The 18791-nt window shown below is 61.3% G+C and carries 16 protein-coding genes and 2 tRNA genes; 14 read left to right on the top strand and 4 right to left on the bottom strand.

All coding sequences use genetic code 11. The features are described 5' to 3' along the window. Positions 1 to 85: 85 nt before the first annotated feature. The 6 genes from MRBLMS1_RS12925 (at position 86) to MRBLMS1_RS12950 (ending at position 7247) form a co-directional block, all read left to right on the top strand. A complete protein-coding gene (locus tag MRBLMS1_RS12925; RefSeq protein WP_034757417.1) occupies positions 86 to 997 on the top strand; it encodes a patatin-like phospholipase family protein in 912 nt (303 codons plus the stop codon). Between the two features lie 59 nt (positions 998 to 1056). Further along, positions 1057 to 1461, top strand: a complete 405-nt coding sequence (locus MRBLMS1_RS12930) for a GlcG/HbpS family heme-binding protein (protein WP_034757420.1) — start codon at positions 1057 to 1059, stop codon at positions 1459 to 1461. A 295-nt stretch (positions 1462 to 1756) separates the two neighbouring features. Then, complete coding sequence (gene carA / locus MRBLMS1_RS12935; RefSeq protein WP_034757422.1) at positions 1757 to 2935, top strand: glutamine-hydrolyzing carbamoyl-phosphate synthase small subunit; 1179 nt, start codon at positions 1757 to 1759, stop codon at positions 2933 to 2935. After that, entirely contained in the window at positions 2928 to 6158 is a 3231-nt protein-coding gene (carB, locus tag MRBLMS1_RS12940; RefSeq protein WP_034786033.1) for a carbamoyl-phosphate synthase large subunit, read from the top strand. Before carA ends, carB begins: the two co-directional genes overlap by 8 nt. Positions 6159 to 6321: 163 nt before the next feature. Then, the gene (gene greA / locus MRBLMS1_RS12945) at positions 6322 to 6798 is read left to right on the top strand and encodes a transcription elongation factor GreA (protein ID WP_485879656.1); all 477 of its coding nucleotides are present in this window, start codon (positions 6322 to 6324) and stop codon (positions 6796 to 6798) included. Continuing rightward, entirely contained in the window at positions 6798 to 7247 is a 450-nt protein-coding gene (locus MRBLMS1_RS12950) for a DUF4149 domain-containing protein (RefSeq protein ID WP_485879657.1), read from the top strand. The genes greA and MRBLMS1_RS12950 overlap by 1 nt, the downstream gene beginning before the upstream one ends. A 180-nt stretch (positions 7248 to 7427) precedes the next feature. Here MRBLMS1_RS12950 and MRBLMS1_RS12955 read toward each other — a convergent pair whose 3' ends face one another. Then, positions 7428 to 7898, bottom strand: a complete 471-nt coding sequence (locus tag MRBLMS1_RS12955; protein WP_010397237.1) for a YhbY family RNA-binding protein — start codon at positions 7896 to 7898, stop codon at positions 7428 to 7430. Positions 7899 to 7940: 42 nt separating this feature from the next. Between MRBLMS1_RS12955 and MRBLMS1_RS12960 the strand changes: the two genes are divergently transcribed. The 6 genes from MRBLMS1_RS12960 (at position 7941) to MRBLMS1_RS12985 (ending at position 13371) form a co-directional block, all read left to right on the top strand. Then, positions 7941 to 8624 (top strand): RlmE family RNA methyltransferase, encoded by a 684-nt coding sequence (locus tag MRBLMS1_RS12960; RefSeq protein ID WP_128139708.1) that lies wholly within the window; start codon positions 7941 to 7943, stop codon positions 8622 to 8624. A gap of 202 nt (positions 8625 to 8826) precedes the next feature. Further along, positions 8827 to 10707: an ATP-dependent zinc metalloprotease FtsH gene (ftsH, locus tag MRBLMS1_RS12965; RefSeq protein ID WP_034757438.1), complete on the top strand. Its 1881-nt coding sequence runs from the start codon at positions 8827 to 8829 to the stop codon at positions 10705 to 10707. 115 nt (positions 10708 to 10822) lie between these two features. Then, on the top strand, positions 10823 to 11656 hold the full coding sequence (folP, locus tag MRBLMS1_RS12970) for a dihydropteroate synthase (protein WP_485879658.1): 834 nt from the start codon (positions 10823 to 10825) through the stop codon (positions 11654 to 11656). Between the two features lie 39 nt (positions 11657 to 11695). Next, positions 11696 to 13033 (top strand): phosphoglucosamine mutase, encoded by a 1338-nt coding sequence (gene glmM, locus MRBLMS1_RS12975; RefSeq protein WP_070304355.1) that lies wholly within the window; start codon positions 11696 to 11698, stop codon positions 13031 to 13033. 93 nt (positions 13034 to 13126) lie between these two features. Continuing rightward, positions 13127 to 13203 (top strand) — tRNA-Pro (locus MRBLMS1_RS12980). A 93-nt stretch (positions 13204 to 13296) separates the two neighbouring features. Continuing rightward, a tRNA-Arg gene (locus MRBLMS1_RS12985) sits at positions 13297 to 13371 on the top strand. Positions 13372 to 13452: 81 nt separating this feature from the next. Here the strand turns inward: MRBLMS1_RS12985 and MRBLMS1_RS12990 are convergent. The 3 genes from MRBLMS1_RS12990 to MRBLMS1_RS13000 form a co-directional block, all read right to left on the bottom strand. Beyond that, a complete protein-coding gene (locus tag MRBLMS1_RS12990) occupies positions 13453 to 13632 on the bottom strand; it encodes a hypothetical protein (protein ID WP_034757449.1) in 180 nt (59 codons plus the stop codon). Between the two features lie 160 nt (positions 13633 to 13792). Then, positions 13793 to 14359: a PEP-CTERM sorting domain-containing protein gene (locus MRBLMS1_RS12995; protein WP_485879659.1), complete on the bottom strand. Its 567-nt coding sequence runs from the start codon at positions 14357 to 14359 to the stop codon at positions 13793 to 13795. Between the two features lie 320 nt (positions 14360 to 14679). After that, complete coding sequence (locus MRBLMS1_RS13000) at positions 14680 to 15231, bottom strand: GbsR/MarR family transcriptional regulator (RefSeq protein ID WP_175560510.1); 552 nt, start codon at positions 15229 to 15231, stop codon at positions 14680 to 14682. Between the two features lie 139 nt (positions 15232 to 15370). Between MRBLMS1_RS13000 and cydD the strand changes: the two genes are divergently transcribed. Continuing rightward, positions 15371 to 17047: a thiol reductant ABC exporter subunit CydD gene (gene cydD, locus MRBLMS1_RS13005; RefSeq protein WP_485879660.1), complete on the top strand. Its 1677-nt coding sequence runs from the start codon at positions 15371 to 15373 to the stop codon at positions 17045 to 17047. Beyond that, positions 17044 to 18726, top strand: a complete 1683-nt coding sequence (locus tag MRBLMS1_RS13010; protein WP_485879661.1) for an amino acid ABC transporter ATP-binding/permease protein — start codon at positions 17044 to 17046, stop codon at positions 18724 to 18726. Before cydD ends, MRBLMS1_RS13010 begins: the two co-directional genes overlap by 4 nt. Positions 18727 to 18791 lie beyond the last annotated feature (65 nt).

The following is an 18791-nucleotide window of genomic DNA, read 5'->3' on the forward strand; positions in this document are numbered from 1 at the left end:
ACCACCTTCAGTGCGGGCGGCCCCGCTTGCGCTACAATCGGCTCTCCTTTATTGCCACTGCCGCGCGCGGTTTCCCCTCTCCACCATGTTCCCTAAACGCCTGACCCTGCTTGCCCTGGCCGCCTTCGTGCTGGCCGGTTGCGATACCACCGCCCCGAAACCGATACAAGTATTGACGCCGCCCGAACCCATCGTCGTCACGCCGCGCAAGATCAAGATCGGCCTTGCTCTGGGCGGCGGCGCGGCGCGCGGTTTCGCGCATATCGGCGTGATCAAGGCGCTCGAGTCGCAGGGTATCCAGGCCGATATCGTCACCGGCACCAGCGCCGGCAGCGTGGTGGGCGCCATGTATGCGGCAGGCAATTCCGGCTTTGCCCTGCAAAAGATGGCGTTCGACATGGACGAGGCGGCCATTTCCGACTGGGCCTTGCCCCTGTTCGGCAAGTCGTCCGGCGTGCTCAAGGGCGAAGCACTGCAAAGCTATGTCAACAAGGCCGTCGGCGGCGTGCCGCTGGAAAAACTCAAGATTCCATTCGGCGTGGTGGCGACCGATCTGAAAAATGGCCAGCCGATCCTGTTCCAGCGCGGTAACACCGGCATGGCCGTGCGCGCTTCGTCGGCCGTGCCCGGCGTGTTCCAGCCCGTGACGATTGCCGGCCACACCTATGTCGACGGCGGCCTCGTCGCTCCCGTCCCCGTGCGCTTTGCGCGCGACATGGGCGCCGATTTCATCATCGCCGTGAATATTTCGTCGCAAACGGATACCCAGAAGGCCATCAGCTCGATGGAAGTGCTGATGCAGACGTTCGCCATCATGGGCCAGCGCATCAATCAGTTTGAATTGAAAGATGCGGACGTGGTGATCCAGCCCAGCCTGGGCACCATGAAGGGCAACGATTTCAATAGCCGCAACCAGGCCATCCTGGCGGGCGAGCAGGCGACCTTTGCCGTGATGGCGCAGCTCAAGCAAAAGCTGAAAGCGAAGCGCGAGCAGTAAGCGATCGCGCCGCTGCGCATTTCGTATACAATTTTGTTTCAACATAACAAGGATGCACCATGCAATCGAAACCGATTTTGACCCTGGACGACGTAAAGAAAATCGCTGCTGCCGCCGAAGCGGAAGCGGTCAAGAATAACTGGGCGGTCACGATCGCCATCGTCGACGACGGCGGCCACCTGCTGTGGCTGCAGCGCATGGATGGCGTGGCGCCGATCTCGTCGCACATCGCCCCATCGAAAGCCAAGACGGCCGCGCTGGGCCGCCGCGAATCGCGCATCTATGAAGAGATGATCAATGGCGGCCGCGTGTCGTTCCTGAGCGCGCCGGAAATCGACGGCTTGCTCGAAGGCGGCGTGCCCATCGTGTTCGATGGCCACTACGTGGGCGCCGTCGGCGTTTCGGGCGTGAAATCGGCGGAAGATGCGCAAATCGCGAAAGCGGGCATTGCAGCCTTAGTGTAAGTAGTAACCGATATTGCTTTGCAAGCCGCTCCGCGCAAGCCGGGCGGCTTTTTTCATGGGGCAGGGGATTTATGCTGCTGCGCAAAAAAATGCCGGGGCTTCTGTATTTTCTTCCTTGTGGAAAAGCTTCCTTTTGGTTATAATTCAAAGGTTTAGCCAATCACACATATACCGTAGCGACTACCCATCCCCTCATTCAAAATGACCGTTGAAACACCCTGAGTGCATCTGGCTCGGGTATCTAGGCGGTCGGTCTGACGTGGCGCAGCTACGGTAACTTTATCAGGAGTTGCCCTTGCCGCCATTTTTTTCTGGCCCTGCCGTTCCAGCCATATTAGCGCTTGCTGATGGAACGATCTTTAAAGGTTTTTCGATCGGTGCCGCCGGTCATACCACGGGCGAGGTTGTTTTCAACACCTCGATGACCGGGTATCAGGAAATCCTTACCGACCCAAGCTATTGCCGCCAGATGGTCACCCTGACCTATCCGCATATCGGCAATACCGGCGTCAATCCGGAAGACGTCGAATCTTCCAAGGTACACGCCGCTGGCCTCATCATCCGCGATCTGCCATTGCTGGCATCCAATTTCCGTTCCACCCTCTCCCTGTCCGATTACCTGAAAGCTGAAAATATCGTCGCCATCGCCGGCATCGATACACGCAAGCTCACGCGCATCCTGCGTGAAAAAGGTGCGCAGGGCGGCGCCATCCTCGTCGGTACGCAAGGCAACGAGCCATCCGCCGCGCAAGCGCTGGAACTGGCCCGCTCCTTCCCCGGCCTGGCCGGCATGGACCTGGCCAAGGTAGTCTCAAGCAAGGATGCCTACGAATACCGCGAAACGGAATGGACGCTGGGTGCAGGCTATGGCCAGCTGGCTGACGCGGACGCGAAATACCACGTGGTCGCCTTCGACTACGGCGTCAAGCGCAACATCCTGCGCATGCTGACGGCACGCGGCTGCAAAGTCACCGTGCTGCCCGCGCAAGCGACGGCCGCCGACGCCCTGGCCCTGAACCCGGACGGCATCTTCCTGTCGAACGGCCCCGGCGACCCGGAACCGTGTGACTACGCGATCGCGGCCACCAAGGAACTGATCGAGAAGGGCATTCCGACCTTCGGCATCTGCCTCGGCCACCAGATCATGGCGATCGCTTCCGGCGCAAAGACGCTGAAGATGAAGTTCGGCCACCACGGCGCCAATCACCCGGTGCAGGACCTGGAAACGAAACAGGTCTTGATTACCTCGCAAAACCACGGTTTCGCAGTCGACGCGGCAACCTTGCCCGCGAATTGCCGTGTGACCCATGAATCGCTGTTCGACGGTTCCCTGCAGGGCTTTGCCCGCACGGACAAGCCGGCCTTCTGCTTCCAGGGCCACCCTGAAGCGTCGCCGGGCCCGATGGATGTTGCTTACCTGTTTGACCGCTTCATCAACTTGATGGCTGCGGAGGAGAAAAAGAAAAATGCCTAAACGTTTAGATATTAAAAGTATTCTGATTATTGGCGCTGGCCCGATCGTGATCGGCCAGGCCTGCGAATTCGATTATTCCGGCGCGCAAGCGTGCAAGGCCCTGCGCGAAGAGGGCTACAAAGTCATCCTGGTCAACAGCAATCCTGCGACCATCATGACGGACCCGGAAATGGCCGACGTCACCTACATCGAACCGATCACCTGGTCGGTCGTTGAACGCATCATCGCCAAGGAGCGTCCTGACGCGATCCTGCCGACGATGGGCGGTCAGACTGCGCTGAACTGCGCGCTGGACCTGTTCAACAATGGCGTGCTGGCGAAATACAACGTCGAGCTGATCGGCGCGTCGCCGGAAGCCATCGACAAGGCGGAAGACCGTTCGAAATTCAAGGACGCGATGACCAAGATCGGCCTCGGTTCGGCCCGTTCCGGCGTGGCGCACTCGATGGAAGAATCGTGGGCCGTGCAGCGCACCTTGGGCTTCCCGACCATCATCCGTCCATCGTTCACCATGGGCGGTTCCGGCGGCGGCATCGCCTACAACGAAGAAGAATTCGAAACCATCTGCAAACGCGGCCTGGAAGCGTCGCCGACGAAAGAACTGCTGATCGAAGAATCGTTGCTGGGCTGGAAAGAGTACGAGATGGAAGTGGTGCGCGACAAGGCGGACAACTGCATCATCATCTGCTCGATCGAAAACCTCGATCCGATGGGCGTGCACACGGGCGACTCGATTACCGTCGCTCCTGCACAAACCCTGACGGACAAGGAATACCAGATCATGCGCAATGCCAGTCTGGCAGTGCTGCGCGAGATCGGCGTCGACACCGGTGGTTCGAACGTGCAATTTTCGATCAACCCGGTCGATGGCCGCATGATCGTCATCGAGATGAATCCGCGCGTCTCGCGTTCGTCGGCTCTGGCATCGAAAGCGACGGGTTTCCCGATCGCCAAGATCGCCGCCAAGCTGGCCGTCGGTTTCACCCTGGACGAGCTGCGCAATGAAATCACGGGCGGTGCCACGCCGGCATCGTTCGAACCGTCGATCGATTACGTCGTCACGAAGATCCCCCGTTTCACGTTCGAGAAATTCCCGACCGCCGACCACCACCTGACGACGCAGATGAAATCCGTCGGCGAAGTGATGGCCATTGGCCGTACCTTCCAGGAATCGTTCCAGAAAGCCTTGCGCGGCCTGGAAGTGGGCGTGGACGGCATGAACGAAAAGACCAAGGACCGCGAAAAGATCGAAGAAGAACTGGGCGAGCCTGGTCCTGAGCGCATCTGGTACGTGGGCGATGCATTTGCCCAAGGTTTCACTTTGGAAGAAGTGCACCAGCTGACCAAGATCGACCCATGGTTCCTGATTCAGATCAAGGAAATCGTCGATCTGGAACTGTGGCTCGATACGCAGAAACTGGAAAACCTGGACAAGAACACCCTGTACAAGTTGAAACAGAAGGGCTTCTCCGACCGCCGCCTGGGCTTTTTGCTGCAGACGACCGACACGGCCGTGCGCCAGCAGCGCCATGCGCTGAACATCCGTCCCGTCTACAAGCGCGTCGACACCTGCGCGGCCGAGTTTTCGACCGACACGGCGTACATGTATTCCACGTACGACGAAGAGTGCGAATCGAACCCGACCGACAAGAAAAAGATCATGGTGCTGGGCGGTGGCCCGAACCGTATCGGCCAGGGTATCGAGTTTGACTATTGCTGCGTCCACGCTGCCCTCGCCATGCGCGAAGACGGCTACGAAACCATCATGGTCAATTGCAACCCGGAAACCGTGTCGACCGACTACGATACCTCGGACCGTTTGTATTTCGAATCGCTGACCCTGGAAGACGTGCTGGAAATCGTCGCCATCGAAAAACCGGTCGGCGTGATCGTGCAGTACGGCGGCCAGACGCCTTTGAAACTGGCGCTGGACCTGGAAGCGAATGGCGTGCCGATCATCGGCACCTCGCCCGACATGATCGATGCGGCCGAAGACCGCGAGCGTTTCCAGCAAATGCTGCACAAGCTGGAACTGCGCCAGCCGCCTAACCGCACCGCGCGCACGGAAGCCGACGCTCTGGCGCTGGCGCAGGAAATCGGTTACCCGCTGGTCGTGCGTCCATCGTACGTGCTCGGTGGCCGCGCCATGGAAATCGTCCACGAGCAACGCGACCTCGAGCGCTACATGCGCGAAGCCGTCAAGGTCTCGCACGATTCGCCGGTGCTGCTGGACCGCTTCCTGAACGACGCCATCGAGTGCGACGTCGATTGCATCTCCGACGGCGAAACGACGTTCATCGGCGGTGTGATGGAACACATCGAACAGGCTGGCGTCCATTCGGGCGACTCGGCTTGCTCGCTGCCACCATACTCGCTGGCACCGGAAACGATTGAAGAACTGAAACGCCAGACGGCGCTGATGGCCAAGGGCTTGAACGTGGTTGGCCTGATGAACGTGCAGTTCGCGATCCAGAAGCAAGAGATCGATGGCGAAATGAAAGACGTCGTCTTCGTGCTGGAAGTCAATCCGCGCGCGTCGCGCACCGTGCCTTTCGTCTCGAAAGCCACCGGTCTGCAACTGGCGAAGATCGCCGCGCGCTGCATGGTCGGTCAATCGCTGGCCTCGCAAGGCATCACGCAGGAAGTCGTGCCGCCTTACTTCAGCGTCAAGGAGGCCGTGTTCCCGTTCGTCAAGTTCCCTGGCGTGGACACCATCCTGGGCCCTGAAATGAAATCGACGGGCGAAGTCATGGGTGTAGGCCTGACGTTCGGCGAAGCGTTTGTGAAATCGCAATTGGGCGCCGGCGTCAACCTGCCAAAATCGGGCAAGGTCTTCATCAGCGTGAAAGCGTCGGACAAGCCACGTGCCGTGCAAGTGGCGCGTGACCTGGTCGAGTCCGGTTTCACCGTGGTCGCCACCAAGGGTACCGCCGCCGTGATCGCTGCTGCCGGCATCGCCGTCACGCCAGTGAACAAGGTGATCGAAGGCCGTCCGCACGTGGTCGACATGATCAAGAACCATGAAATCGTGCTGGTGATCAACACCGTGGAAGAAAAACGCAGCGCCATCGTCGATTCGCGGGCCATCCGCACCTCGGCACTGGCGTCGCGCGTGACGACCTACACCACCATCGCGGGCGCGGAAGCGGCCGTCGAAGGCATCCGTCACCTGGATGAGCTGCGTGTGTACGATTTGCAAGGCCTGCACAAGACCTTGAACTAAGTGCGTTTGCAGTGACCGCCGTTAGGCGGTACACTGCATGCTTATCAACCACAGAGTTCCGTGCAGAGCAGCGCGCGGCCTCTGTGGTTTTCACTTGGTAAGTCCGTTAACCGTGGCACAACACGGACAACGGCGCCGATAACTAGCAGATAGTAGAGATAACATGACCTCAGTCCCATTGACCAAATACGGCGCAGAACTCTTGAAAGAAGAGCTGCATCATTTGAAGACCAAGGAACGCCGCATCGTCATCGATGCGATCGCCGAAGCGCGTTCGCACGGAGATTTGTCGGAAAACGCCGAGTACGATGCCGCCAAGGAACGCCAGGCATTCGTCGAAGGCCGCATCGCCGAACTCGAAGGCAAGCTGGGCGCAGCGCAAATCATCGACCCGACCGCGCTCGACGCGGAAGGCCGCGTGGTGTTTGCCTCGACCGTGAACCTGGAAGACCTGGAATCGGGCCAGAAGGTCACGTACCAGATCGTCGGCCTCGATGAAGCGGACCTGAAAATGAACAAGGTTTCCGTGACGTCCCCGATCGCCCGCGCGATGATCGGCAAGTACGCTGGCGACGTGGTGGAAGTGCAGGCGCCGTCCGGCCCGCGCGAATACGAAATCCTGGAAGTGCTGTACATCTGATGCTTGCCCGCGTGCGCATCCTCGTTGCCACCCTGTGGGCTGGCAGCTTGTGGACCATCGGCTTCATCGTGGCGCCGACCTTGTTCGCTACCTTGAGCGACCGCGTGCTGGCAGGCAATATCGCGGGCAGCATGTTCCGTGCCGAGGCCTGGCTGTCGATCGTTTGCGCCTTGATACTGCTGGCCCTGCTGCAATGGGCGCCCGGCGCGCTGGAACTGAAACGCCGTCGCCTGCTGGGGGCGCTGGTGCTGTCGATGCTCGTGTGTGCGCTGCTCAGCCATTTTGGCATCTCGCCGCTGATGGCCGAACTCAAGGCGCAAGTACAGGGTTCATCCGGCATCATGGACGAGGCCATGCGCAGCCGCTTCGGCATGCTGCATGGCGTGTCGACCGTGATCTTTGCCGTGCAGAGTGTGCTGGCGGGCGTGCTGATCTGGAAGCAGCAATAAGCGTTGGCGGTGTTGTCGGATTACGCGCGGCGCGCTAATCCGACCTGCCGATCGATGCCGCAGGTCGGATTAGCGGCGCCCTGGCGCCGCGTAATCCGACAAGCAATAAAAAAGCGGAGCAGGGAAGATCCCGTGCTCCGCTTCTTGTTTCAACAGCCTTGCGGCTGCTGAACGACAGGCTTACTTGCTGCCCAGTGCGCTTTTCTTGGCGCTTTTCTGACGTGGCTTGGCACGCTTGATGGAACCGCCTTCGGTAACGCGCTCATTGCCCTTGATCATGACTTTCGTCACGCTCGGGCGCTTGGTGCCGCTGGCGCTGGCCTTGACGATGGTCACTTCGCGCATGCCTTTGCCGGCGCTGACCTTCTCCTTAACCACTTCTTTTTTCGGACGGTAGATTACCAGCAGTTTGCCAATATGTTGTACCGGGGCGGCGCCGAGATTGCCGCAAATCGTATCGTACATTCCGACGCGGGCTTCGCGGTCGTCGCCGAACACGCGGACTTTAATCAGGCCGTGCGAATCCAGGCCAAGGTCGATCTCTTTGAGGACAGCAGGTGTCAAGCCCGCTTCGCCAATGATGACGATAGGCTTCAGCGCGTGTGCTTCGGCGCGCAGTGCGCTGCGCTCTACGGGTGTAAGTTTTAGCATAATAATATTTAGTAATTCCCTTAAAAGCAGTATTCTACGCGAATGGCAAAGAAGAAATTAAACAAAAACTGGTTGCACGACCACATAAATGATCCTTATGTGAAGTTGGCGCAAAAAGAGGGCTACCGCGCCCGGGCAGCATACAAGCTCAAAGAAATCGATGAAGACGAGAAACTGATCAAACCTGGCCAGGTGATCGTCGACCTTGGTTGCACTCCTGGCAGCTGGGCCCAGTACACGCGGCGCAAGCTGGCCGGCAAGGACGGCGGCGGGGTCAATGGTACCCTGATTGGCCTGGACATGCTGGAAATGGAACCGATCGCCGATTTCCACTTCATCCAGGGTGACTTCCGCGAAGCGCGCGTGCTGCGCCAGCTGGAAGTGGTGCTGGAAGGGCGCAAGGTCGACCTGGTCCTGTCGGACATGGCGCCCAACCTGTCGGGCATTGCCACGGCGGACGCCGCGCGCATGGAGCACTTGATCGACCTGGCCATCGAATTTTCGCAATTGCACCTGAAGCCGTCTGGCGTGCTGCTGGTGAAATGCTTCAAAGACATGGGTTTCAGCCAGATCGTGGAGAAATTCCGTGCTGAATTCAAGGTCGTGGTGCAGAAAAAGCCGAAGGCCAGCCGCGATAAATCGTCGGAAATTTTCCTGATGGGGCGTGGAATCAAGAATCCGCTGAAAAATGCCGTTGAAGAAGATGATTCCGCCCTTGATATTTAAGAGGGAATCCGCACATGGGAACGAGAAGTGCAGTAGCGTCTGATGGTATAAAAGCCTAAATTGTTTATACTGCATTTTTTTGCGTGAACGCGATTTTTTCGCGCGCACGGATCGGCGGGCTTTGGCACGGCCCGCTTATTGCGAGTAAAATCGTGTTTCTAGCTATAGGTAAAGAGATGCGCACTGCATCCAAGGAGTCTTCGTGAATAACATGTTTTCCAAATCTGCCATCTGGGTAGTCGTATTGCTGCTGTTGTTCATGCTGTTCAAGCAATTCGACAGTCATGGCGCCACAGGCGGCAGCAAGGCCATCGCTTATTCCGATTTGCTGGATGAAGTCAAAGCCAAGCGCGTCAAGGATGTCGTGATCGAAGGTTCGTCGATCACCGCCAAGCTGATGGACGACACCAAGGTGCGTACCACCGCCACCAGCCTCGACAAGGGTCTGATCGGCGACCTGCGCGACAATGGCGTGCATTTCGATGTGCGTCCGCCTGAGGAAGCGTCTTTCCTGCAAACTATTTTTGTTTCCTGGTTCCCCATGCTGCTGTTGATCGGCGTGTGGGTATTCTTCATGCGTCAGATGCAAGGCGGCGGCAAGGGCGGGGCATTCTCGTTCGGCAAGTCGAAGGCGCGCATGATGGATGAAGCCAGCAACACCGTCACCTTCGCCGATGTCGCCGGTTGCGACGAAGCGAAAGAAGAAGTTAACGAAGTGGTCGACTTCCTCAAGGATCCGAGCAAATTCCAGAAACTGGGCGGCCGCATTCCCCGCGGCGTGCTGATGGTCGGTCCTCCTGGCACGGGTAAAACCCTGCTGGCGCGCGCCATCGCCGGCGAAGCCAAGGTGCCGTTCTTCTCGATTTCCGGTTCCGACTTCGTGGAAATGTTCGTCGGCGTGGGCGCCAGCCGCGTGCGCGACATGTTTGAAAACGCGAAAAAGCATTCGCCATGCATCATCTTCATCGATGAGATCGACGCTGTTGGCCGTCACCGCGGCGCCGGCATGGGCGGCGGCAATGACGAGCGCGAACAGACCTTGAACCAGTTGCTGGTCGAGATGGACGGTTTTGAAGCGAACTCCGGCGTGATCGTCGTGGCCGCCACCAACCGCGCCGACGTGCTCGACAAAGCGCTGCTGCGTCCGGGCCGTTTCGACCGTCAGGTGTCCGTCGGCTTGCCCGATATCCGCGGCCGTGAACAGATCTTGAACGTGCACATGCGCAAAGTACCTATCGGTACCGACGTGAAGGCTGATATCCTGGCCCGCGGCACCCCTGGTTTCTCGGGCGCGGACCTGGCCAACCTGGTCAACGAGGCAGCCCTGTTCGCGGCACGCCGCAGCAAGCGCCTGGTGGAAATGATCGACTTCGAAGATGCGAAAGACAAGATCTACATGGGTCCTGAACGTAAATCGATGATCATCCGCGAGGAAGAGCGCCGCAATACGGCTTACCATGAGTCCGGTCACGCCGTCGTCGCCAAGCTGCTGCCGAAGGCCGATCCCGTGCATAAAGTCACGATCATGCCGCGCGGCTGGGCCCTGGGCCTGACGTGGCAGCTGCCGGAACACGACAATCTGTCCGCCTACAAGGACAAGATGCTGGAAGAAATTTCCATCCTGTTCGGTGGCCGTATCGCCGAAGAGATTTTCGTGGGACAAATGTCCACCGGCGCGTCGAACGACTTCTCGCGTGCCACCAAGCTGGCCCGCTCCATGGTGACCCGCTTCGGCATGTCCGACAGCATGGGCGTGATGGTCTACGAAGACAGCGAAAACGAAGGTTTCTTCGGTGGCGCCACCAAGACGATCTCGGAAGCGACCCAGCAAAAGGTCGACGCTGAAATCCGCAACATTCTCGACAAGCAATATGCTTTGGCGCGTACCTTGCTGGAAAGCAACCGCGACAAGGTGGAAATGATGACCAAAGCCTTGCTGGAATGGGAAACCATTGATGCAGAGCAAATCAATGACATCATGGCCGGCCTGGAGCCGCGTCCACCGAAAGTCATTCCGCCACGCCGCAATGCGGGCGACAGCGGCACGGGCGGCATCTCGCCAAACGTGACGGCGCCAGCCTGATAAGGGCCGCCCCGACCGGCGGCGCGCAAGGGTATGGCAAGAACGAGGGTAAGGAGCAATCCTTGCCCTTTTTCGTTGCCGCAGCAGTTTTTTCCTGACGACTACAAAGATTCACATGCGACACTATTTGCAATTCGGCCGTTTCGGCTTCAACCTGCAGGGCACGCAGGCGCTGGTGATGGGCATCCTGAACATCACGCCCGATTCGTTTTCCGATGCGGGCCAGTACCAGCACCTGGAGTTTGCCATCTCGCGCGCCGAGCAGATGATTGTTGACGGCGTCGACATCATCGATATCGGCGGCGAATCGAGCCGCCCCGGCGCGCCACCGCTGCCGCTGCAGGACGAGCTTGCGCGCGTCATGCCGGTGCTGTACGCCTTGCGCGACTGCGGCAAGCCCCTGTCCGTTGACACGTACAAGCCCGAAGTGATGCGCGAAGCCATCCTGGCGGGCGCCGACATGATCAACGACATCAACGGTTTCCGCGCGCCGGGCGCCATCGAGGCCGTGCAGGGCAGCGACTGCGCGCTGTGTATCATGCACATGCAAAGCGTGCCGCAAACCATGCAGGACCAGCCGCAGTATGAAGACGTGGTGCGCGAAGTGATTGCCTTCCTGCGCGAGCGCATCGACACGATGACGGCGGCCGGCATCGCCCGCGAACGCCTGTGCGTCGATCCCGGTTTTGGCTTTGGCAAGACGGTGGAGCAGAATTACGCCTTGCTGCGCGCCACGCGCCAGTTGCGCAGCGAACTGGACCTGCCTGTGCTGGCCGGGCTGTCGCGCAAGTCCATGATCGGCGCCGTCACGGGGCGTCCCGTCGAGCAGCGCCTGGCCGGCAGCGTTGCCGGTGCGCTTGCTGCGGTAGCGCAAGGTGCGGAAATCATCCGTGTGCATGATGTGGCGGAAACCGTCGATGCACTGAAGGTCTGGCGCATGGCGCACTGAGCCTGTAAGATTTATTATAAACAACAAAAAGAGAAAACTATGACGCGTAAATATTTTGGCACCGATGGCATCCGCGGCCTGGTGGGCACGGCTCCGATCACCCCCGATTTCGTCATGCGCCTCGGCTATGCGGCCGGCAAGGTGCTGGCCAAGTCGCAAGGCGGCAAGGCGCGCCCGACTGTGCTGATCGGCAAGGACACGCGCATTTCCGGCTACATGCTGGAAGCGGCGCTGGAAGCGGGCCTGTCGGCCGCCGGCGTGGACGTGATGCTGGCCGGCCCCATGCCGACGCCGGCGATCGCTTACCTGACGCGGGCGCTGCGCCTGGCGGCCGGGGTCGTCATTTCCGCCTCGCACAATCCGTACCACGACAACGGCATCAAGTTCTTTTCCGGCCAGGGCACCAAGCTGCCGGACAGCGTGGAACTGGAAATCGAGGCGGCGCTCGACGAACCCATGGCTTGCGTGCCATCGGACAAGCTGGGCCGCGCCAAGCGCCTGGACGATGCCCAGGGCCGCTACATCGAATTTTGCAAGAGCACCTTCCCGAACGAGCTGGACTTGCGCGGCCTGAAGATCGTCGTCGATTGCGCGCACGGCGCCGCCTACCATATCGCGCCGCACGTGTTCCATGAGCTGGGTGCGGAAGTCATCGCCATCGGCAACAAGCCCGACGGCTTCAATATCAATGCGGGCTTCGGCGCCACGGCGACCAAGGCCATGGCCGAAGCCGTCATCGAGCATGGCGCGGATCTGGGGATCGCGCTCGATGGCGACGCCGACCGCCTGATCATGTGCGACGCCACGGGCCGTATGTACAACGGCGACGAGTTGTTGTACGTCATGGTCAAGGACCGCCTGGCGACGGGTCCCGTGGCCGGTGCCGTCGGCACCTTGATGACGAACATGGCGCTGGAAGTGCTGTTCAAGCAGCAGGGCATCGGCTTTGCGCGCGCCAAGGTGGGCGACCGCTACGTGCTGGAAGTCATGAAGGAAAAGGGCTGGATACTGGGCGGCGAAGGCTCGGGCCATTTGCTGTGCCTGGATCGCCACACGACGGGCGACGGCATCGTCTCCGCGCTGCAAGTGTTGTCCGCGCTCAAGCGCAGCGGCCAGAGCCTGCAGCAATGCCTGGCCGAACTGGTGCTGTTCCCGCAAACCCTGATCAACCTGCGCGTGGCGCCCGGTTTCGACTGGCAGAAAAATGCCGCCATGGTGGCCGAGAAAGAGCTGGTCGAGGCCGAGCTGGGCGACACGGGCCGCGTGCTGATCCGCGCTTCGGGCACGGAACCGCTGATCCGCGTGATGGTGGAAGCGAAGGACAAGGAAAAGGCCGAGAGCATGGCGCGGCGCATCGCCGATAAAGTCGGCGCTTAAAGGGGCAGGCACGGGGCAGCGCCGATAGTTATTTCCATCTAATTCGTCTATGGCAATTGACGAAATTGGGTGGGGGCGTTATTATCTTGTCTTCGGAGTGTGGCGCAGCCCGGTAGCGCACCTGGTTTGGGACCAGGGGGTCCAAGGTTCGAATCCTTGTACTCCGACCAAAGTCATAAGCGGGCTGTCAGAAATGACAGCCCGTTTTCTATTTCGCGCTGGCATTTCATTGCTGGCGCGCATGGATTAAAATACTGCACCTTCCGCCCATCGTTCAACGGATAGGACAACGGTCTTCTAAACCGTGAATGGGGGTTCGATTCCCTCTGGGCGGACCAGCTCATGCTGGCCATGCATGCGACAGCCTGTCGCATTGCCATCACTTTTCATCTCTGTTCATCGCTCGCCTGCAAGCCGTGTCACGGCTGCGCAAACAGCACCACGCTCAGCAAATACAACAGCGGCGCCGCGCACAGCAGCGCCGAGCATGCCGAAATGATTTTTCTGTTGGCCAGTCGGGCCAGGCGCAGCCGTTCCCGCACGGGCAGGTGCTGGCGGATCACGCTGCGCGCGCGTGGCTGAAACGGTTGTTCATGCATGAGTACTCCCTCGTCGGTCAGCAGTGGATGCCGTCGAGCATAGCGAGGGGCGTCTAAAGATAGTGTAAAAAGCGGGACTTTCGCCGCAAGCGCGGCGTAAACGGGCCGCTGGCGTTGAGGGCGGCAGCGGGCGCCGGTGCGCCGCTGCCGCAGATGAGGCTTACTTTCCCTGGCGACGGCGTGCCATAAAGCCCAGAAGGCCCAAGCCGGCGAGCAGCATGGCATAGGTTCCAGGTTCCGGCACGGCGGAAATGAAGGCCCGGTAGTTGCTCAGGTCCTTGGGCAGGCCCGAGATCGTGAAGGTGGTGCCGGCAGCCACGGGAGCGGCCCAGTGGAACACCAGTTCGCCCTGGCCGAAGTGGATGGCCAGGTAATCATAGGCGGCCGCACTCGTATACGAATTGACGCCGCCGCTCACGTCTGCCGTGGTGCCGGCAGTGCAGCCCGCGGTGGCGCTTTCGCAAAACGACACGGCGGTGCCCAGGCTGGTACCGAACACGCCATTGATATAACCTTGGATGTCCGAGGGATCCTGTGGCACGAGATTATCGTCATAATATTTCACCTGCAGTGCCGGCGATGGCGAATAAGTGACGGTGCTGCCGGCGATGACGAAACCGCTGGCCGGGCCCACATCCACCCAAGTGGCGGCTTGGGCCGCACTTGCCAGTACGGTCATTGCGGCCAGCATGGATGCCCTGATGGCAATGCTCTTTATGCTTTTCATGAAAATCCCCTTGTGCTTGAGACAGTCGCTTCATAGTGTTGGGAGGCGTCCCTGCATACCGGGGAAGTCATCCCATTGCCCGTTTTTAGCTGCTTTTAGTTCTTTCCTGCACGTAGCGAGTACGCAAATGCAAGCTTACTCTTGATATAAATTAATACAATTTAAATAATACTATTGGTTTTGTTGACAACATCGCATACGGCTATGTCCGCTTGTGTTAACGACAGACAACATGACGTCAGGAAATGGCGTGACAAGACGCGCCAGCTTGTGCTAGCGGCGTCTCGGCTTTTTGTGGGAGGTGAGGGGAGGCGGGTGCTTCAGTCGTTGTTGTTGCTGACGCCAAACAGGCGATCCTTAGCGTTGAGCAACTTTTGTACCTTGGCGCCCATTTTCATCAGCTGCGCCATCGATTCGGGCGACAGGCGCTGCAAGTCGTCGAACCAGGTATTGGCCAGGTCGACCAGTTCATACATTTCGCGCATGCGTTCCTGCGCATATTGATCCACGGGTTCCGTGGCCGGCGCCAGCAGCGATTCGCGCAGCACCGTCAGGGTAGGCGCCACTTCGCGGCGGCGGCGCTCGGCGGCCACCACGCGGAAGATTTGCCACACATCGCCCAGCGAGGAAAAATATTCGCGCCGGTCGCCAGGGATGCGTGACTGGCGGATCAAGCCCCAGCCCTGCAGTTCCTTGAGGCCGATGCTCACGTTCGAGCGTGAAAAACTCAGGTGCTCCGCGATTTCATCCGCGTGCAAAGGGTGCTCCGCGACAAATAACAAGGCGTACACTTGCCCCACTGTACGGTTGAAGCCCCAGCGGCTGCCCATCTCGCCGAAATGGCTGACGAAGGTCAGGATCAGCGGCGTCATTTGGATATGTTGAGTTTTCATAATTATCTGAATTTTTTCACGCCATACTGGTGGGGTCAATTGATATATGTCATGTTTCGCAGTATTATACAAAATATCGAATTTACAGAAAATTCTGAAAACTCAAGAAGTATAAAAGATGCCGACCACGCCCTTGTCCTTGCCCCGCTTTATTCTTCCCCGTCTCCCCAGCCTGGCGCAAGGCGGCGCCGCCTTGCTGTGGTTGCCGCAAGCGGCTTTGCTGGCCTGGGCCGTGCAAGCCATGCAGGGCGGCGCACCCTGGCGCGCGGCCCTGCTGCCGGCCGCTGGCGTGCTGCTGCTGGGCGTGCTGCGCGCCGGCTGCGAAGCGTGGGGCGCGCGGCGCATGTATGCGGCGGCGCGCGCACACCTGTCCACCTTGCGCGCGCAAGTGGCGCAGGCGCTGGCGCAGCGTTCGCCGCTGGACCGCCAGCGTGCCCAGTCGGGCCAGGCGGCCAGCGTCATCGCCGAGCAGGCCGAAGCCATCGTGCCGTATCTGGTGCGCTACAAGCCTGCGCGCTGGAAAGTGATGCTCGTGCCGCTCGTGATCCTCGCCGTGGTGACGCCGCTGTCGTGGATCGCCGCCTTGATCCTGCTCATCGCCGCCCCCTTGATTCCTGTCTTCATGGCCCTCGTCGGCATGGGCGCGCAAGCGGCCAGCCGCGCGCAGATGGTGGAAATGGGCAGCATGAATGCCTTCCTGCTGGACCGCCTGCGCGGCCTGGCCACCTTGCGCGCGCTCGACGCCGTCGACGCCACGGCCGAACGGCTCGATGCCTCGTCGCAATCCGTACGCCGGCGCACGATGGTGGTGCTGCGCATCGCCTTTTTGTCGTCGGCCGTGCTTGAACTGTTTTCCGCGCTCGGCGTGGCCATGGTGGCGGCCTTCATCGGTTTCTCTCTGCTGGGCAGCATCAATTTCGGCACCTGGGGCCGCGAGCTGAGCCTGGGGCAGGGCTTGTTCATCCTGCTGCTGGCCCCCGCGTTCTTCGAACCGCTGCGCGAACTGGCCGCCGTCTGGCACGACAAGGCGGCCGGCGAAGCGGGCCTGGCCGGTTTGCACGACCTGGCGGCTGATGGCGTGCCCCTGCCTGGCGCCAGCGTGGAAGTCGCGGCCGTTTCCGCCGCCGCCATGGCCGTGGCGGCGGCGCCCGCCGTGGAACTTCGGCAATTGCGCTTTGCCCATCCCGGCGAGGCGCCCGTGTTCGACGGCTTCGACCTGTCCGTGCATGCCGGCGAGCACGTGGCCCTGCTGGGCGCCAGCGGCGCCGGCAAGACCACCTTGCTGTCCCTGCTGGCCGGCTTGCTGCCCGCCAGCGGCGGCGACATCCGCATTGGCGGCGTGCGCCTGACCGACAGCACCGTTAATACCTTGCGCCAGCGCATGGCGTGGATGGGCCAGCGTCCGCACGTGTTTGCCGCTTCCGTCAGCCAGAACGTGACCCTGGGCCGCGTGGGGGCGAACGCCGCGCAGGTAACGCAGGCGCTGCACCTGGCCGACCTGGCCAAGGTGGCGCAGGCGCAGCCGGCCGTCATGCTCAGCGATGGCGGCCAGGGCTTGTCCGGCGGCGAAGCCGTGCGCCTGGCCCTGGCCCGCGTGGCCCTGCATCCGCATGCGGATTTGCTGCTGGTCGATGAACCGACGGCCCACCTGGACAGCGAAACGGCGGCGCGCGTGACGGATGCCCTGCTGGCACTGGCAAAAGGCAAGACGATGATCGTCGCCACGCACGACCCCGTGCTGGCGGGCCGGCTGCAGCGCACGGTGCATGCCCAAGTGCAGGAGTTGCGCGCATGAAAAACTCACTTGGCTTGAACCCCGTCCTGCGGCAATTGCTGCTGGCCCAGCCCCGCAAGCTGATCGTGGGCGCCTTGCTGGCGGCCCTGACGGCGGTGGCCGGCATGGCCTTGCTGGGCTTGTCCGGCTGGTTTATCACGGCCACGTCGATTGCCGGCCTGCACGCCTCGACGGCCATCGTCTTCGACGTCTTCGGCCCGTCGGCCGGCATCCGCCTGCTGGCCATCGGCCGCACGGGTTCGCGCTATGCGGAGCGGCTCGTCACGCACGATGCCACGTTCGCCGCGCTGGCCAGCATCCGCGTGCGCCTGTTCCGTGGCTGGTCGCGTCCGGAAGCGGCCAGCCGCTTGCTGCGCCAGCCCGCCAAGCTGCTGTTCCGCCTGACGGCCGATATCGACGCGCTCGAATCGCTGTACTTGCGCCTGCTCGTGCCCGCCTTTACGGCCTTGTGCGCGGCCTTGCTGGCCGGGGTGGCGCTGGGCGTCATGCAGTGGCAGCTGGGCCTGGGCCTGGCCGTGTGGCTGCTGGCCGCCGGTGGCGGCATTAGCTGGCTTGTGGCGCGTGGCGCCCGCCGTCCCGCCATCGTGCGCTCGCGCGCCATCGAAAAACTGCGTTCCGGCACCATTGACCTGGTGGCGGGCCAGACGGACCTCGTGATGGCGGGCCGCATCGACGCCCAGTGCGCGGCGCTGGGGCAGATCGACCGCTCGCTGGCGCAAGCCGATTTTGCCCTGCTGCGCCTCGAGACGGCGGCGGGCGCCGCGTATGGCGTGGCCGGCAGCGCAACCCTGGCTGGCGTGCTGCTGGCCGTGGCCGTGCTGGTGGAGCAGCAAACGATGAGTTTGCCGCTGGCGGCCCTGGCCTTGCTGATCGCCCTGACGGCCGTGGAACCATTTGCCGGACTGCGCCGCGGCGCGCTGGAAGCGGGGCGCATGCTGCTGGCCGTACGGCGTCTGGCGCCGCGCCTCGATGGAGAATATGTGCCTGCGCCGCCTGTCGACGCCGCACCGGGCTTGCGCCTGGAACACGTCAGCGCCGCGCATGCGGGCAGCAATAATGCCATCTTGCATGACGTATCGCTGCACATCGCGGATGGCGAGCGCGTCGCCTTGATCGGCCCCAGCGGCGCGGGCAAGTCCACCTTGCTGGCCATCGCCGCGCGCGAACTGGCGCCCTTGTCGGGCACGGTGGCCGCGCCGCGCGCCTGCCTGTTTACGCAGAAGACGGAATTGTTCCAGGACAGCTTGCGCGACAACCTGCGCCTGGCCGACCCGTCCGCCAGCGATGCACAGCTGTGGGAAGTGCTGCAATCGGCTGGCCTGGACGACGAGGTGCGCGCGTTTGCGGGCGGCCTCGACACCATGCTGGGCGAGGGCGGTCTGGGCTTGTCCGGCGGCCAGGCGCGGCGATTGGCGCTGGCGCGGCTGTTCCTGCATGAATCGACCTTGTGGCTGCTGGACGAAGCGACGGAAGCGCTCAATGCGCAGACGGCGATTGACGTCTTGCAGCGCCTGCGGGCCCGCAGCGCAGGGCGCAGCTTGCTGATCGCAACCCACTTGCGGCGCGAAGCGGCGCTGGCGGACCGGCTGGTCAGCCTGCGCGATGGCCGTATCGTGGGCGATGCACGCCGTGGCACGGATGCCTTCGAGACTGCTCTGGCGGGCTTGCGGGGGGACTGACGGGCAACCGGTCAGTATTGGAAAGGTAGCAAATTTACACACAGTAGGGTAACACCAAGGAAATC

The organism is Massilia sp. LMS1-1-1.1 (genome assembly GCF_040815535.1).
GTDB classification, from domain to species: domain Bacteria; phylum Pseudomonadota; class Gammaproteobacteria; order Burkholderiales; family Burkholderiaceae_D; genus Janthinobacterium; species Janthinobacterium aestuarii.

Coding starts and splice junctions, on each gene's coding strand:
- MRBLMS1_RS12925 (WP_034757417.1), top strand. CDS start 86: ATGTTCCCTAAACGCCTGACCCTGCTTGCCCTGGCCGCCTTCGTGCTG.
- MRBLMS1_RS12930 (WP_034757420.1), top strand. CDS start 1,057: ATGCAATCGAAACCGATTTTGACCCTGGACGACGTAAAGAAAATCGCT.
- carB (WP_034786033.1), top strand. CDS start 2,928: ATGCCTAAACGTTTAGATATTAAAAGTATTCTGATTATTGGCGCTGGC.
- greA (WP_485879656.1), top strand. CDS start 6,322: ATGACCTCAGTCCCATTGACCAAATACGGCGCAGAACTCTTGAAAGAA.
- MRBLMS1_RS12950 (WP_485879657.1), top strand. CDS start 6,798: ATGCTTGCCCGCGTGCGCATCCTCGTTGCCACCCTGTGGGCTGGCAGC.
- MRBLMS1_RS12955 (WP_010397237.1), bottom strand. CDS start 7,898: ATGCTAAAACTTACACCCGTAGAGCGCAGCGCACTGCGCGCCGAAGCA.
- MRBLMS1_RS12960 (WP_128139708.1), top strand. CDS start 7,941: ATGGCAAAGAAGAAATTAAACAAAAACTGGTTGCACGACCACATAAAT.
- folP (WP_485879658.1), top strand. CDS start 10,823: ATGCGACACTATTTGCAATTCGGCCGTTTCGGCTTCAACCTGCAGGGC.
- glmM (WP_070304355.1), top strand. CDS start 11,696: ATGACGCGTAAATATTTTGGCACCGATGGCATCCGCGGCCTGGTGGGC.
- MRBLMS1_RS12990 (WP_034757449.1), bottom strand. CDS start 13,632: ATGCATGAACAACCGTTTCAGCCACGCGCGCGCAGCGTGATCCGCCAG.
- MRBLMS1_RS12995 (WP_485879659.1), bottom strand. CDS start 14,359: ATGAAAAGCATAAAGAGCATTGCCATCAGGGCATCCATGCTGGCCGCA.
- MRBLMS1_RS13000 (WP_175560510.1), bottom strand. CDS start 15,231: ATGACGCCGCTGATCCTGACCTTCGTCAGCCATTTCGGCGAGATGGGC.
- cydD (WP_485879660.1), top strand. CDS start 15,371: ATGCCGACCACGCCCTTGTCCTTGCCCCGCTTTATTCTTCCCCGTCTC.
- MRBLMS1_RS13010 (WP_485879661.1), top strand. CDS start 17,044: ATGAAAAACTCACTTGGCTTGAACCCCGTCCTGCGGCAATTGCTGCTG.